This is a genomic window from Clostridium sp. TJA032, from assembly GCF_058310275.1.
Genome location: NZ_JBZEFB010000002.1, coordinates 65274 through 82397, shown reverse-complemented (window position 1 = coordinate 82397; position 17124 = coordinate 65274). Strand labels below are relative to the sequence as shown.

The window sequence follows — 17124 nt, the reverse complement described above, 5'->3', positions numbered from 1 at the left end:
ATTATTATAATTTACTCTTTTATTTATTAAATTTAATGTAAAAAACAAATAGGATTTTCTTATTAAAATTATAAGTAAAAAGTATTAATATGTGTAAAAAAACTAGAATATATTAATAAATTAAAGAAATAGAGTTCAAAGTAATAATTAAAGGCTTTGAACTCTTCTTTTTTGTTTAAAAAGATAATTTAACTAAGCTTTGTAAATATGATATAATGCTTGTCAGAAGAAAATAACTACAGGGAAAAGAGGAGGATGAGGATGAAAGAAAGCATAAAAAAGAATTTAACACCCAAAGTTCTTATAAGTAACTTGATACTAATAATAGTAATAATTGCATTTGTATCTTTATTTGGAGCTGTTTTTGGAAGTGAAAACACTTTAATTGGAGTTTGTGCTATTACAGCAATGCTTATGTTTGTTAGTGTTCACTTGTGTTTAAAATTACATGAGGCAATAATAACAACTATATTAGCTTTTGTGCTTATGGGAGTTACAAGCCAAGTGTCTACAATAAATCCTTTTTTAGGACTAGTTGTAAACTTCGTAAGTTTATTTGTAATAGCTTATTTAGTTACTAATCGTATGGAAACAAAAGTTTATTTGCCATTTATCTTATGTTATATATTTATAGAAGGAACTCCTGTAAATTGGAGTCTGTTTCCAAAAAGATTAATAGCTTTATTAGCTGCAGGAGTATTAATTTCAATTGTTTATTATTTTACACATAGAAAGAAAGATGATTCAGAACATCTTAGCATAAGTGAAATGATAAAAAATATGAAAACAAATTCTCTTCAGTTTAACTTCTCTTTGAGAATGGCTTTATCTGTTTCTTTAGCTATGTTTATTGGTAGCTTATTAGATTTTGAAAAATCTATGTGGATAAGTATGACAGCTATGTCAATAACTCAACCATACTTTGATGATACAAAAGTTAGAGTTAAAGAAAGATTTTTTGGTACAATTATAGGAGCAGCCATTTTCTTAGTATTATTTGTTTACATAGTACCAGAACAATTTAGTACAGTAATTTTACTAGTATTAAGTTATATTTATACTTTTGTTAAAGAGTACAAAGTAAAGATAATTTTTGTAACATTAAACTCTTTAGGATCAGCTATGATTTTATTCAGTCCTGGGGTTTCAATTCCTATGAGAATAGCATTTATAGTAATGGGTATTGGAATAGCTCTAATAGTAAATAAAGTAATATACGGAAGACTTAAATTAGAGCCAACAAACACTAATATGGATAGAAGTATAGACAAAGTTAAAAAGTAAATTAGATATTAGAATAAAAAACCATTACTTAATTTCTATGATTTTAAGTGATGGTTTTGTTTTAGTAAAGAAAATATAAATATAATGTGGCTAAATTTAATATATTTTTTTGTAAAAATATTTGTGAAATATAAAATAAATTATTAACAATATGATATATGAATAAATTTTGGGTTAAAAATCTAATAAAATTAAAAATAAAATTTAAAAAAGTGTTTTAATATAATTATAATTATTATAATTTGTTGAAATGTGTAAAATTGTTTGTATTTACCTATATATATTTTTTTTGATAACATAAATTATATGATAAATTTTATTATGCAAAAATAAATATTATTATGTAGTTTATGGAGGGGATTATATGGATTTAAATAAAGGTAAAATAAAGATTGGAAGCAAAGTTATAGATAAAAAATGTAATAAGTTTTTTTTAAAAAGGTTTTTAAAGAAGAATTTTAACTTTAATTTTTTAGATTTTAATAATAAAAGTAAAATTGAAATTTTAGATCAAGTTAAAATTGATGATTTAGTTAATTTTAATGTTGATATAGAATTTTTAGGAAGTAATATAAAGGAAATATCTCTTAGAAGCTTAGATAATTTTAATAGTAAAGAAGAAACTTTATATGATGAGTGGATAAAACAAAATTTTGAAGAAGAAATTTCTAGTGACAATTGGTTTAAAAAGGATTTTAAATGGGGAACTTTAAGTATAAAAGTTATGAGGGATGCAGCAAAAAAAATGAAATTTTTTACAGTAAAAATTATCTACAAGTAGATGTTAACATAAAGTTAACAATGTAATATTTTGTAGAATATTACATTGTTAACTTTTTAGAGATTAATAATTAATAAAATTATAGAGTTAAAAATAAAGTATATTGAAAAAAAAGTAAAAAAATTAATGCTTATGTTTAATTATATTAATTTAAAATATATCTTTATAAATAGTATTATTTTAATAAAATTTATACCTTTATAAATTTGTTAAAATAGTTTATTATATTTTAATGAGGGTTTTGTTAATAAAAGTAACAAAATGTAAAAAATAAATAAACATACAAGGGGAGGACAAATGGAAGAAAAAACTATAAGTTTAAAAGAAATTTTTTATACACTAAGAAAAAGGTGGAAATTAATAGCTTTAATTACTATTGGAGTGACTTTAATTTCAATTTTATTAAATTTTTTTGTTATAAAACCTGAATTTGAGGCAGCTACTAAACTTTTTATAGGTAAGCAAGAGGTGAATAAAGAAACTACTAATTACGACAACAATGATGTTATGATGTATCAAAAACTTATGAAAACTTATGCAGAACTTGCTAAAACTACAGATTTAGTAACAAAAGGTTTAAATAAAGCTAATATAAGCTATAATCAACAAGAATTAAAGGTTATTTTAAAAAATCTTAAAGTAACACCTAGTGCAGATACACAAATTTTAGATTTAGGATTTAAGGGGAAAAATCCACAAGAGGTTTTAAAAATTACTAACGCTATAACAGATGAGTTTATTGCTGAGGCTAAAGAAATTATCCCAAATGGCAATGTACAGGTTATACAGAAAGCACAATTACCAGAAAAACCTTGCAGTCCAAATAAAAAATTAAATATAATTATTGGATTTGTTTTAGGATTAATGATAGGAATAGGATTAGCAATTTTATTAGAATATTTAGATAATACTTTCAAATCAAGAGATGATTTAGAAAAAACTTTAGGATTACCTATTATAGGAACAATTCCAGATTATGATAGTTTTAATTAGTGGAGGAGATAAAAATGATATTATTAGAAAATAATCCAAAATCTATAGCAGCAGAAAGTTATAGAACTTTAAGAACAAACATACAGTATTCTTCTTTTGATAATCCTGTTAAATCTATTGTAATAACTAGTGCTGAGCCAGGAGAAGGAAAATCTACAACTAGTATAAATTTAGCTTTATCTTTTGCACAAGATAACAAAAAAACTATTATTATTGATTGCGATTTAAGAAAACCGATTATACATAAAGAATTTGGGATTAGTAATTCAAAAGGATTAACAGAATTTTTACTTGGAAAAGAAGATTTTTCTAATGTAATTTATAAACATAAATCTGGATTGCATGTATTACCTTCAGGATTAATTCCACCAAATCCTGCAGAGATGTTAGCATCAAAAGCTATGGAACATTTATTAGGTCAATTGGAAGAAAGATATGATTACATAATTTTAGATACTCCACCAGTTAACGCTGTTGCTGATTCTAAAATACTATCAACAAAAGTTGATGGAACAATTCTTGTTGTTAAATATGGGTATACAAAAAAAGATATTGTTGTTGAAGCTGTAAAAGGATTAAAAACAGTTAAGTCTAATATAATAGGTGTAGTATTCAATGGAGAGGAAAGTTCTAAAGGAAAATATTATTATTATTATAAAAAAGAATAAATAGATTTTTAATAAATTAAAATTTTAGTTTACTAAACTTGAAATATATTTTTAGTTAGGGGAGGAGTGAAATGTCAAAATCAAGTATGATAAAGGGGATTTTATTAGCTGTTTTTGATGTGATTTTTATTAATATTGCTTATATTTTTAGCATGTTAGTAAGATTTGCATTTAATGCACCTGTACTAGGAGATATACCTAAGGAACAGTGGGCAGTTTATTTTAAATGGATGCCACTTATAGTAGCTATATATATTATCTTGTTTGCCTTTTTTAGAATGTATAAAAGCTTATGGAGTGTTGCTGGCTTAGATGAAGTTATGAGAGGAGTAGCTGCTTGTGTTTTAGGATGTTTTATAAACATTGTTATTATGTTTTTCTTAAACCCTAGAATTCCTATGATGGTAACTATATCTGCTGGTATATTAACTATGGTATTAACTATAGGATTTAGACTTTCTTTTAGAATGTATAGAAGAGTTGTAATGTATGGTACTTTAAGAGGCGTAGAAGTTCAAAAGAATGTTTTAATTGTAGGGGCCGGTTCCTGTGGAAGATTAGTTATAAATGAAATGAAAAGAGAAACTGGAGCAGGATTTAAGCCTATAGGCGTTATAGATGATGATATAAGTAAGCTAGGTACATATATAAATGGCGTTAAAGTTTTAGGTACTAGAGAAGATATAAAACATATTGTTGAAAATCAAAAAGTAGATTTGATTTTAATAGCTATAGCATCTATTACTACTGAAGAAAAGAAAAAAATTATAGAAGCATGTCATGATACAAAGGTTAAGGTTAAAATAATGCCTGGAGTTTATGAAATGATAGGTGGCAAAGTTAATTTAACTAAGATGAGAGATGTTGATTTAAAGGATCTTTTAGGAAGAGAAGAAATTAATCTTAGTAAAGATGAAATAGCTAAATATATAAGAAACAAAAGAGTTTTAGTAACTGGTGGAGGAGGTTCAATTGGTTCAGAACTTTGTAGACAAATAGCTAAATTTTCTCCAAAGGAGCTTATGATTCTAGATATTTATGAAAATAATGCTTATGATTTGGAGATGGAATTAAATAGAACCCATCCAGAACTTAAGAAACAAGTTATAATATCATCAGTTAGAGATAAACAAAAATTAGATTCTATTTTTAATGATTTCAGACCTGAGGTAGTTTTCCATGCAGCAGCACATAAGCATGTTCCTTTAATGGAGACAAGCCCTGGAGAAGCTATTAAAAATAATGTTGGTGGAACCTTAAATACTGTAGAGTGTGCAGATAAATATGGAGTTGAGAAGTTTGTATTGATTTCAACAGATAAAGCTGTAAATCCAACTAATGTCATGGGAGCAACTAAGAGAATGTGTGAAATGATAATACAAGCTATAAACAAAGAAAGTAAAACAGACTTTGTTGCTGTTAGATTTGGAAATGTTCTTGGAAGTAATGGTTCAGTAATTCCTTTATTTAAAAAACAAATAGCTGAAGGTGGGCCAGTTACTTTAACAAATAAATATATAACAAGATATTTTATGCTTATTCCTGAAGCAACTCAATTAGTTCTTCAAGCTGGTGCTTATGCCGAAGGTGGAGAAATATTTGTTTTAGATATGGGTAAACCAGTTAAAATATATGATTTAGCAAAAAATTTAATAAAGCTTTCTGGATATGAACCTTTTGAAGATATAGATATAAAGGTAATTGGCTTAAGACCAGGAGAAAAATTATATGAAGAACTTCTTATGGATGAAGAAGGATTAACTGAAACTAAGCATGAAAAAATATTTATAGGCAAGCCAGGAGATTTTGACTTTAAACATATAAAAGCTGAAATAACTGAACTTTTATATGTAAGTTCTTTTGGAACGCCTGAAGAAATAAGAGATAAAATAGAAGAATTTGTTCCAACTTATAATAGGTTAGATAAAAATAAAAAAGATATTTTTGAAGAAGAAGTTGCTATAGGTAAAATTTAAAGTGATTTTGAAATAAATTATCAAAAATTTATATTATTTTAAAATATTTTTGGAGGAAGATATGACAAAAAAAATAAAACCTTTTGAAAAAAAAATATGGCTCTCATCTCCAACGATGCATGGAAATGAAATTAAATATATAAATGAAGCATATGAAACAAATTGGATGTCTACTGTTGGAGAGAATATAAATGAAATAGAGAAGTTAGCATGTGAAAAAGTAGGATGTAAATACGCTGTAGCTCTTTCAACAGGAACTTCAGCATTACACATGGCTATAAAGCTTTCTGGAATAAAAAGTGGTGAAATGGTTTTTTGTTCTGATATTACATTTGCTGCTACAGTAAATCCTGTTGTATATGAAGGTGGAATTCCAATTTTTATTGATACTGAATATGATACTTGGAATATGGATCCTGTAGCATTAGAAAAAGCTTTTGAAATATATCCAAATGTTAGGCTTGTTGTTTTGGTACATTTATATGGGACACCAGCTAAAATTGATGATATTAAAAGAATATGTGATAAGTATGGAGCAGTTTTAATAGAGGATGCGGCAGAATCTTTAGGAGCTAAATATAAAGAGGAACAAACTGGAAGTTTTGGAAAATTTAATATTATTAGTTTCAATGGGAATAAAATAATTACAGGTTCTTCTGGTGGAATGCTTCTTACAGATAGTAAATATGCAGCTGAAAAAGTAAAGAAATGGTCAACTCAATCAAGAGAAAATGCTCCTTGGTATCAACATGAAGAATTAGGATATAATTATAGAATGAGCAATTTAGTTGCTGGAGTTATAAGAGGACAGTTTCCATATTTAGATCAACATATTTTAAAAAAGAAAGAAATTTACGAAAGATATAGAGAAGGGTTTAAAGATTTACCTGTAAATATGAATCCTTATGATGAAAAAAATAGTAAACCAAATTTTTGGTTAAGTTGTATAATTATTGAGCCAGAGGCTATGTGTAATCAAGTTAGAAGTGATAGTGAAGTTGTTTATGTTAGTGAAATTGGAAAAAGTTGTCCTACAGAAATTTTAGAAAGTTTAGCTAAGTATAATATAGAAGGAAGACCTATATGGAAACCAATGCATATGCAACCTATATATAGAATGAATGATTTTATTACTAAAGATGGAAGTGGTAGAGCTAAAACTAATGCTTATAATAACAGTAAATTTACTGATGTAGGTAGTGATATATTTAATAGAGGTTTATGCTTGCCAAGTGATAATAAAATGACTAAAGAAGAACAAAATATAATAATAGAGATTGTTAAAAGATGCTTTGAATAGAGGATATTATAAATATGAATAAACGTAAAAAAACATTTTATGAAAAATATTTAAAAAGAATATTTGATTTGTTTTGTTCTATTTTAGCTATAGTTATATTTAGTTGGTTGTATATAATAATATCAATTCTTGTTAAAATAAAATTAGGATCTCCTATAATTTTTAAGCAAGAAAGACCAGGATTAAATGAAGAAATTTTTTGCTTATATAAATTTAGGACTATGACAGATGAAAAGGATGAAAATGGTAATTTAATGCCGGATGAAGTTAGGCTTACTAATTTTGGAAAGTGGCTTAGGAGTACAAGCTTAGATGAGTTACCTGAAGTATTTAATATTATTAAAGGTGATATGAGTATTATTGGTCCAAGACCTCAATTAATTAGAGATATGGTTTTTATGACAGAAGAGCAAAGAGAACGTCATAGTGTTAGGCCTGGACTTAGTGGTTTAGCACAGGTAAGTGGTAGAAATTCTATTAGTTGGGATGAAAAATTAAATTATGATTTAGAATATATAAAAAAAATTACATTTTGGGGTGATTTAAAAATAATTTTTCAAACCGTACAGAAGGCATTTATAAAACAGGAAGGTATTACTAATGATAATATGGCTACTTCTGAAGATTTAGGCGACTATCTTCTACGAACTAAAAAAATTGAAAAAAGTAAGTATGATTTATTACAAGCTAAGGCTAAAAAAATTATAAAATTTTATAATTTATAGAAATATTTTATTGATTAATTATTAATTAGGAGTAAATTTTATGGAAAATTATAGTGTTTTGATGTCTTTATATGATAAAGAAAATCCTAAATACTTAGATGAATCACTTAAAAGTATGATTGATCAAAGTTTAAAGCCAAATGAAATAGTTATAGTTAAAGATGGTAATATTAATTCAGAATTGCAATATGTTTTAGATAAATATAAAAATAAATATCCGGAATTATTAAATATAGTAGGTTATTCTAAAAATAGAGGATTAGGTTTTGCTCTTAATTTTGGATTGAAGAATTGCAAAAATGAATTAGTTGCTAGAATGGATACTGATGATATTTCTATGAGAACTAGATGCGAAAGGCAAGTTAAAAAATTTGAAGAAAATCCAGAACTTGTAATAATAGGTTCGGCTATAGATGAATTTGATGGAACAACAGATAATATTATAGGAAGACGTGTTGTACCAACTAATAATAATGATATATATGAGTTTTCTAAAAGAAGAAGTGCATTTAATCATCCTAGTGTCATGTATAGGAAAAGTAAAGTTCTTGAGTTTAATGGTTATAGTGATTTGAAAAGAAATCAAGATGTTGATTTGTTTGGTAGAATGCTTTATGGAGGTTGCAAGGCATATAATTTTGAGGAATCATTACTATGGTTTAGGGCAAATGAGAATTTAGCTAAGAGACGTAAAAGTTGGAGTAATACCTGGAGTTATATAAAGACAATAAAAAGATTTTGGAAAATTGGTTATTCTAGTTTTACTGATTATATAATAATTTTTATTGCTCAGACAGTTATGTTTATTTGTCCTATTAAAATACAAAAATTGCTATATAAGAATTTTTTAAGAAAATAATTAAAGTTTAAAAAGGAGAATTTAATGAAAATATCAGTAATTATACCTGTGTATAATTCACAAAATAGTATAGAAAAATGTTTAAATAGTATTATTAATCAGACATATTCTAATTGGGAAGTAATAGCTATAGATGATGGTTCAAAGGATAATAGTTATAATATTTTATTAAATTATTCTATAAATGATGATAGGATTAAAATTAAGAGGAAGAAAAATGAAGGACCAGGACTTGCTAGAAATAAAGCTTTAGATATAGCTACGGGAGATTATGTTGTTTTTATTGATTCAGATGATTATATTGAACCAAATTATTTTGAATTATTAAACAAAAAAGTATTAAATGAAAATTCAGATGTCATTTTTATAGATGTGATTCAAGAAGATATCAATGGAAATGTTATAAAATATGAAAAAATGTCAAATTTTAAAAAGTTCAGTGTCAAAGATATGATTGGATGTCAGATGACAGGTTACATGCCTTGGGGTGGATGTCGTAAAGCGGTTTCTAGATGCTTAATAGAAAAAAATAATTTAAGATATACTAATGATATTGTCGGAGAAGAAGCAATTTTTAGTTTTGAGCTATTAAGGAATGCTAATAAAATATCTTTTATAGAGAGTAATTTATATCATTATGTAAACTATCCAAATAGTCAATCTAAAAATCCAAATGGTACTTGGGAAATAACATTAGAAAAAATGAGACAGCATTTAGAAAAATTAAAAATTAAAGAAGAATATAATAGTTCATTAAATGCATTTGCTTTCGTTGTGTTAATACTTTGGTTAATTAATAATTCAAAAAAATTATCTGTCTTTAAATGTAGAAAAAAATTTAAAGAAAAAATAATTTGTTTTGAGAGAATTTATGGTTGGGATTTAGATATTAAGTATTTAAGAAAAGAAGCAAAAATATTATTACCTATAATTAAGTTTAAAATATTGCTTATTATAATTATATTAGCTAAATTTATAAAAAAATAGATTATAATTAAAAATAAGTTAAATATTTTATGCTTAAAATAAAATGGAGGTAGATTAATATTATGAAAAAATATATTTTTTTAACTGGAAAGTATTTATCTAATCCAGGTGCAACTGGAATTTGTGTCCATTCAATAGCAAAAGAATTAGCTTTAAAAGGAAATGATGTATCAACCATATGTTATAACGATAGAAGTAATATTAATGTTATTGATGGAGTGAAGATAATTAGAATAAATACTCCATCGTATTTTTTGGAAAATCAATATAAAAAAATAATTTGGAAAAAGATTGATATTATTAAATCTAGATTAAGTAAGTTAGTTTACATAAATAAATATCCTTTAAGAAGTAAGAAATTAATGAATCGTTTTAAAAATGAATGTTTATCTTTAAGTTTTGGATGTAATGATGTTAGCGTTGTAGCATCATATGTTCCACTTGAAGCGGTAGCAGCATTGCAATTGATAAAAAATGAAAGACCAGATATTAAAATTATTTATTATTCGTTAGATACTTTATCAAATGAACAATCTAATAGTGGAATATTATCTAATAAAAAAAGAGAAGAACTTGGGTATAAGTGGGAAAAAATGATTTTTAATAAATGTGATAAAATTTTAATAATGGAATGCCATAAAGATTTTTACTTTTCTGATAAATATATAAATTTTAAAAATAAAATGGAATTAGTAAATTTTCCATTAATAAGTAAGCCTAAACTAAACAAATCTAAATTTAATGACAATAAATTTAGAACAATTGTTTATACGGGAACATTTTATAAAAAATTAAGAAATCCTAAATTTGCAATTGAAACACTTATAAGAGCAATTGAAGGTATTAATTATCAGTTAATAATAATAGGTGGTGGTGATTGTAATGATATTATAGAGAGTTTATGTGATAAATTTCCTAATAAAGTAAAGTTTTTAGGCATGAAACCACATGATATAGCTAATGATTATATTATGTCTGCAGATGTTTTATTGAGCGTTGGAAATCATGAAAGTCCTATGGCACCTTCTAAAATTTATGAATATATGTCAACTGGCAAACCAATAATACATTTCTATAGTTGGAAATATGATACTTGCATAGAACCATTAAAAAAATATGGTAATTCATTATTACTGAGTGAAAAAGAAATTGTAGATACTAATATTATTGTTAAATTTTTAGAAAATATAAATACTTTAGATTATGAATTAGTAAAAAATAAATTTATTACTTCTACACCTGAATATACAGCAAAAATAATATCTAATATTTAATTAATATTGTATTTACGAATAGGAGAATGAAAATGCAACAATTACTTTTATTTTTATTTGCTAATAATTTTCTTGGATTAGCAAATTATTGTATTCCATTTTTATTATTATATACAGTTTTGAAGAATAATTTTAAAATTGTTTTTTTAAAAAATTCAATGTTTATAATCTTAATACTAGCTTCTTTTAGTTTTATGTTTATAGATATTATAAATTATGGAGTGCCAGAAATATCAACTATGATTATGAGATATATTAATCCAATAATATTATTTTATTTGGGTTATATAATTACATGTGGTAACTATAAAAACTTAAAATTAAGTATTATTGTATTCTCTTTTGGATCATTTTTGCATGGATTTATGAATTTGATAGCAAATAGAAATGTAAATATTTTAATGATTGAAGGAAGACAGTATAATGACGTTTATGGGGGAGTTATAAGTGCAACTTTACAAAATTTAAATTATATAATGGCAGTTTCATTATTATTTTATTTTATTGTATACGAAAAAAGAAAATTATTCAAAGTGTTAGGTGTTTTGGCAGCTTTAGGAGGTGTTGTTGGTTCTATTCTAAATGCCTCTAGAACTATATTATATTTAACACCAATGATTTTTTTAATTGCCATTTTTTTATATATGGTTATAAATAGGCCATTTACTTTAGGAGTAATAAAATGGATATTTGCTATAATTGTTTTGGTGACTATAGTTGGATTAATTATTTGGTTAGATTTATTCAATATTCAAGAATGGTTTGCTACAACTGCTTTAGGACAAAGAAGTTCTATATCACAAAGTGGAAATACTCTGGCAAGTAATGATAGATGGACGTATGCTATAGATATATTAAAGTTATTGCCATTATATCCTTTAGGTAAATCTCCTTATAATAATTATGCACATAATTTATGGGTAGATGTTGCAAAAGATGCTGGTGTAATTCCGTTTATTTTTTATACATTGTTTGCTATTGGAACAATTTTATTATTAGTAAAAGTGTATAAAGATAAATTTATAGTTAAAGAGTATAAAATTTTAATTATTAGTATAATTTCTACTTTTTTAATAGTATTTTTTACCGAACCAATATTACAAGGAGCACCAATTTTTTTTGGAATTTTTACTTATATAATTGGTGGTATTGAATCTATAGTAACTAAAGAAAAAAAATATTTAGTTTTAAAACTTATAGATTAAATATATGGGCAATATTAATGTAATAATTTTTATAATAAATTAAAGATTAAAATTATTATTGTTAAAATATATTTATAAAAATTATATAAAAGTGGTGATTTGAAATGAAAGATTTAATTAGCAATATTGCTATAGTGGCGGTGGGATATAATAGACCAGATTCAATGTGTAAGTTATTAAATTCTATAAATTTAATCAAGAATGTTGATGAGAATTTAGATTTAATTATAAGCATAGATAAAGGACAACTTCAAGAAGAAATAATAAATATAGCCCAAAAGTTTGAGTGGAAGTATGGTAATAAAAAAATTAGAGCATTTAAAGAAAGACAAGGATTAAGAAATCATATAATTCAATGTGGAGATTTAACAGAGATATATGATGCAGTTATTATACTTGAAGATGACTTAATTGTTTCACCTTATTTTTATTCATATGTTAAACAAGCTATAAAATTTTATAAAAATGAAGATTATATTGCTGGGATTTCATTATATAAGAATGAAATTAATCAATGTGTAGGAAGACGTTTCGAAGCTGAAAATAATGGATATGATGCATATATGATGCAATATGCACAATCATGGGGACAATGTTGGACAAGAAATATGTGGGAAAAATTTAAAAGATGGTACTTAAAAAATAAAGATATGAATTTGGCGGAAGGAAACATAATACCAGAGTATATTTCAAGTTGGGATAATCATTCATGGTTAAAGTATTATATGAGATATATTGTAGAAAAAAATAAATATTTTGTATATCCAATTATTTCATTATCATCAAATCGATCAGTTGCAGGACAACATTGTAATATCTCAAATAATGATTATTATGTTCCTATGCTTCAAGGAAACAAGGTTTTTAATTTTCCTAAAATAAATGAAGCTATTAAATATGATATTTTTTTTGAAAGAATTGGATTAGAAGATAAAATATTTCCAGAATGTAAAGGTGACATAATATTAGACCTATATGGAAGTAGAAAAAATTATAAAAATAAAAGATATGTTGTTTCTACTAAGGCTTTACCTTATAAAAGAATTAAAACATTTGGATTAATTCTTAGACCTATAGAGCAAAATTGTATATTTCCACAATTAGGTGAAGGTATAACTTTATATGATTTATCTAAAAAAGATGATATTTATAAAATAAATAAAAACTACATAACTAGCTTTGATGCAAGAGGTATACATTGGAAAAAATTACTTTATTTAGGGCTATATGGCTTTAGAAATGCAGTATTATATAGATTAAAAAGAAAGTAGGTAAAAAATGAGTTCTGTTAAAAAAAATTATATTTATAATTTATTATATCAATTATTATTAATAATAACTCCGTTATTTACCGCACCATATATATCTAGAAAACTAGGACCTAAAATGATAGGTGTTCAATCTTTTTATTATTCAATAGTAACATATTTTGTTCTTTTTTGTATGCTTGGAGTATTAAATTTTGGTAATAGAAGTATAGCTAAAGTTAAAAATAATAAACAAGATTTAACTAAAACATTTTGGACAATATATTCATTTCAATTTATTCGTTCTTTTATTATTATATTTATTTATTTATTTTATATTATATTTTTTGCTAAAAGTTATTTTAATATAGCTTTAATTAATGGATTATATATATTATCTGCTTTACTAGATATAAGTTGGATGTTTTTTGGTTTAGAAGAATTTAAGATAACAGTTACAAGAAATATTATAATTAAATTACTTAATGTAGCATGTATATTTATTTTTATTAAAGGTCCTGAAGATTTATGGATTTATTCATTTATAACAGTTATGTCTTCTTTATTATCTAATGGATATTTATGGTTTTATTTGAAAAGGTATGTAGGTTGGTATAAACCTAAAATTTCTGATATTAAAAAGAATATTAAACCTGAATTAATATTATTTATTCCTGCTATAGCTGTTAGTTTATATAAGGTGATGGATAGAATAATGTTAGGAATATATAGTAATGAAACACAACTTGGATTTTTTACTTCTTCTGAAAGTATTATTAATATACCTATGAGTTTAATAACCGCTCTTGGTACTGTAATGTTACCAAGAATAACATCTCTGATAGCCAATGGTGAAAATGAAAAAATAAAAAAATATATCGAAAATTCTATATTTTTTATAGTTATAATGAGTATAGCAATGATATTTGGATTATCTGCTATAGCGCCAACTTTTGTACCTATTTTTTTTGGAGATAAATTTTTAGAATGTATTCCTCTTATAATTGGATTATCTATAACTATAATATTTATTTCTTGGGCAAATGTTATCAGAACTCAATATTTAATACCTAGAGGCAAAGATAAAAGTTATTTAATATCAATAATTTTAGGAGCTGTATTAAATATTATTATTAATTTTTTATTAATACCAAAATTTGAAGCTATGGGAGCTGTTATAGGGACAATATGTGCTGAGGCTACTGTTTGTATAGTACAGACTTTTATGGTTAGAAAAAAACTACCTATAAAAAAATATATTTTTGATAACTTTATATTTATAATTTTTGGTGTAATTATGTTTTTAGGTGTAAGATTTATAGGTACATTTATTAATAATAATTTATTAAAATTATTTATAGAAATTTTATCGGGAATATTTATATATTGTATATTAGTATTAATTTATCTTTTTAAGACTAAAAAATTTGATATATTTTACAATTTAAAATCAAAGGAGAGAAATAAATGATTAAAAAAGAAATTTTTAAAGATAAGATACTTATGATTACTGGAGGAACTGGTTCTTTTGGAAATGCTGTATTAAATTGTTTTTTAGCTAAAGATTTAAAAGAAATTAGAATTTTTTCTAGAGATGAAAAAAAACAAGATGATATGCGTCATGAACTTCAAGCAAAAATGCCTGAATTAGCTAATAAAGTTAAATTCTTTATTGGAGACGTTAGAGATATTAAATCTTTAAAAAATGCTATGTATAATGTAGATTATGTTTTTCATGCAGCTGCATTAAAACAAGTTCCTTCTTGTGAATTTTTCCCTTTAGAAGCTGTAAAAACTAATGTGATTGGAACTGATAATGTTTTAACAGCTGCAATTGAAGCTGGAGTTAAGAATATAATATGTTTATCTACCGATAAAGCTGCATATCCAGTAAATGCTATGGGAACATCTAAAGCAATGATGGAAAAAGTGATAGTTGCTAAATCAAGAACAGTAGATAACGATAAAACTAAAATCTGTTGCACAAGATATGGCAATGTAATGTGTTCACGTGGTTCAGTTATACCTCTTTGGATTGAACAAATAAAATCGGGCAATCCAATAACTATTACAGATCCAAAAATGACACGATTTATAATGTCATTGGAAGAAGCGGTTGATTTAGTATTATTTGCTTTTGAAAATGGAAAAAATGGTGATATTTTAGTTCAAAAAGCTCCAGCATGTACTATAGAAATTCTTGCACAAGCTGTAAAGGAATTATTTAATTCTAATATTGAAATTAAAATTATAGGTATTCGTCATGGAGAAAAAACTTATGAAACTTTACTTACAAATGAAGAATGTTCTGATGCTATAGACATGGGAAATTTTTATAGAGTTCCTTGTGATAATCGTGATTTAAATTATGATAAATATTTTAAAGATGGATGTATAAGTCGTCGTAAATTAACTGAGTTTAATTCTAATAATACAGAATTGTTAAATGTTGATGAAGTTAAAGAGAAATTATTAAAATTAGATTATATAAAAAATGAATTATTTTATTGGGAGAATAGGTAATGAATATATTAGTTACAGGAGCTAATGGTTTTATAGGAAAAAACCTTGTAGCAGCTTTAGAGTGTTTAAGAGATGGTAAGGATAACATTAATAAAATAAATATATTAAAAGATGAAGATAAATTAACAATTTATTCTTATACAAAAGATTCTAGCAAGGAAGAACTTGAAAATTATTGTAAAAATGCAGATTTTATATTTAATTTAGTTGGTGTTAATAGACCAAAAGATGAAGAAGATTTTAAAGTTGGAAATTTAGATTTTATACATGAATTATTAGAAATACTGAAAAAATATAATAATACTTGTCCAGTTATGTTAGCGTCTTCTATTCAAGCAACATTAGAAGGAAGATATTCTAAGTCAAAGTATGGTATAACTAAGCTTTTAGGAGAAGAAGAACTTTTTAAATATTCAGAAGAAACAGGTGCGAAGGTTTTAGTATATAGATTTCCTAATTTGTTTGGAAAATGGTGTAAACCTAATTATAATTCTGTAATAGCTACTTTTTGTAATAATATAGCTAAGAATATTCCTATTAGGATTAGTGATAGAAATACAAAGTTAGAATTAGTGTATATTGATGATTTAATAAAAGAAATGTTTTTAGCTTTAAATGGTCAAGAACATCATTGTGAATTTGATGGATTAAAATTAGTAAAAAAACAAAATGGTAAATATTGTTATGTGCCTTTGAGTTATAAAGTTACTTTAGGCGACATTGTTGCTTTATTAGAAAAGTTTAAAAATCAATCCAACACACTTATTATTCCAGAAATTCCTAATGATTCATTTGAGAAAAAATTATATTCAACATATTTATCATACTTACCTAAAGATGAAATTATTTTTCCTCTTAAAATGAATATAGATAGTAGAGGGAGTTTTACAGAACTATTAAAAACAAATAATTGTGGGCAATTTAGTGTAAATATAAGTAAACCTGGAATTACTAAAGGTAATCACTGGCATAATAGTAAGTGTGAAATATTTATAGTTGTAAGTGGACATGCATTAATTCAACAGCGTAAATTAAATTCAGATAATATAATAGAATATGAAGTAAGTGGAGAAAATATGCAAGCTATTTATATGTTGCCTGGATATACTCATAATATAATAAATCTTTCTTTAGAGGAAGATTTAATAACAATTATATGGTCGAATGAGAAGTTTGATAAAGATAATCCAGACACATTTATAGAAAAAGTTCGTATATAAAAATAAATATACTTTTTTAAAAATAAAGATACTTTTTTCTAAATAAGTAAATTATAAATATTTTAGTGAACTTAAGATTATT

At 24.7% G+C, this 17124-nt stretch carries 15 protein-coding genes; all 15 read left to right on the top strand.

Features of this window, described 5'->3' with window-relative positions; all coding sequences use genetic code 11:
• The first annotated feature begins 261 nt into the window (after positions 1-261).
• Positions 262-1284 carry an FUSC family protein gene (locus tag AC4FRL_RS07505; RefSeq protein WP_491139601.1) on the top strand — a complete coding sequence of 341 codons (1023 nt, stop codon included), beginning with the start codon at positions 262-264 and terminating at the stop codon, positions 1282-1284.
• Positions 1285-1648: 364 nt separating this feature from the next.
• Entirely contained in the window at positions 1649-2065 is a 417-nt protein-coding gene (locus AC4FRL_RS07500; protein ID WP_491139600.1) for a hypothetical protein, read from the top strand.
• 297 nt (positions 2066-2362) lie between these two features.
• Positions 2363-3058 carry a YveK family protein gene (locus AC4FRL_RS07495; RefSeq protein WP_491139599.1) on the top strand — a complete coding sequence of 232 codons (696 nt, stop codon included), beginning with the start codon at positions 2363-2365 and terminating at the stop codon, positions 3056-3058.
• 14 nt (positions 3059-3072) lie between these two features.
• Complete coding sequence (locus tag AC4FRL_RS07490) at positions 3073-3726, top strand: CpsD/CapB family tyrosine-protein kinase (protein WP_491139598.1); 654 nt, start codon at positions 3073-3075, stop codon at positions 3724-3726.
• Positions 3727-3797: 71 nt separating this feature from the next.
• Positions 3798-5702, top strand: a complete 1905-nt coding sequence (locus AC4FRL_RS07485; RefSeq protein ID WP_491139597.1) for a polysaccharide biosynthesis protein — start codon at positions 3798-3800, stop codon at positions 5700-5702.
• 61 nt (positions 5703-5763) lie between these two features.
• Positions 5764-7002, top strand: coding sequence for a DegT/DnrJ/EryC1/StrS family aminotransferase (locus tag AC4FRL_RS07480; protein WP_491139596.1), 1239 nt, complete (start codon positions 5764-5766; stop codon positions 7000-7002).
• A 14-nt stretch (positions 7003-7016) separates the two neighbouring features.
• Positions 7017-7727, top strand: coding sequence for a sugar transferase (locus AC4FRL_RS07475; protein WP_491139595.1), 711 nt, complete (start codon positions 7017-7019; stop codon positions 7725-7727).
• A 40-nt stretch (positions 7728-7767) separates the two neighbouring features.
• Positions 7768-8586 carry a glycosyltransferase gene (locus tag AC4FRL_RS07470; protein ID WP_491139594.1) on the top strand — a complete coding sequence of 273 codons (819 nt, stop codon included), beginning with the start codon at positions 7768-7770 and terminating at the stop codon, positions 8584-8586.
• A gap of 24 nt (positions 8587-8610) precedes the next feature.
• The gene (locus AC4FRL_RS07465) at positions 8611-9573 is read left to right on the top strand and encodes a glycosyltransferase family 2 protein (RefSeq protein ID WP_491139593.1); all 963 of its coding nucleotides are present in this window, start codon (positions 8611-8613) and stop codon (positions 9571-9573) included.
• A 62-nt stretch (positions 9574-9635) separates the two neighbouring features.
• A complete protein-coding gene (locus AC4FRL_RS07460) occupies positions 9636-10847 on the top strand; it encodes a glycosyltransferase (protein ID WP_491139592.1) in 1212 nt (403 codons plus the stop codon).
• Between the two features lie 32 nt (positions 10848-10879).
• Positions 10880-12052: an O-antigen ligase family protein gene (locus AC4FRL_RS07455; RefSeq protein WP_491139591.1), complete on the top strand. Its 1173-nt coding sequence runs from the start codon at positions 10880-10882 to the stop codon at positions 12050-12052.
• A 104-nt stretch (positions 12053-12156) separates the two neighbouring features.
• Positions 12157-13323 (top strand): glycosyltransferase family protein, encoded by a 1167-nt coding sequence (locus AC4FRL_RS07450; protein WP_491139590.1) that lies wholly within the window; start codon positions 12157-12159, stop codon positions 13321-13323.
• 7 nt (positions 13324-13330) lie between these two features.
• The gene (locus tag AC4FRL_RS07445) at positions 13331-14770 is read left to right on the top strand and encodes an oligosaccharide flippase family protein (protein WP_491139589.1); all 1440 of its coding nucleotides are present in this window, start codon (positions 13331-13333) and stop codon (positions 14768-14770) included.
• Between the two features lie 11 nt (positions 14771-14781).
• Positions 14782-15822: a polysaccharide biosynthesis protein gene (locus AC4FRL_RS07440; RefSeq protein WP_491139760.1), complete on the top strand. Its 1041-nt coding sequence runs from the start codon at positions 14782-14784 to the stop codon at positions 15820-15822.
• The gene (locus tag AC4FRL_RS07435; protein ID WP_491139588.1) at positions 15822-17042 is read left to right on the top strand and encodes a polysaccharide biosynthesis C-terminal domain-containing protein; all 1221 of its coding nucleotides are present in this window, start codon (positions 15822-15824) and stop codon (positions 17040-17042) included. Before AC4FRL_RS07440 ends, AC4FRL_RS07435 begins: the two co-directional genes overlap by 1 nt.
• Positions 17043-17124 lie beyond the last annotated feature (82 nt).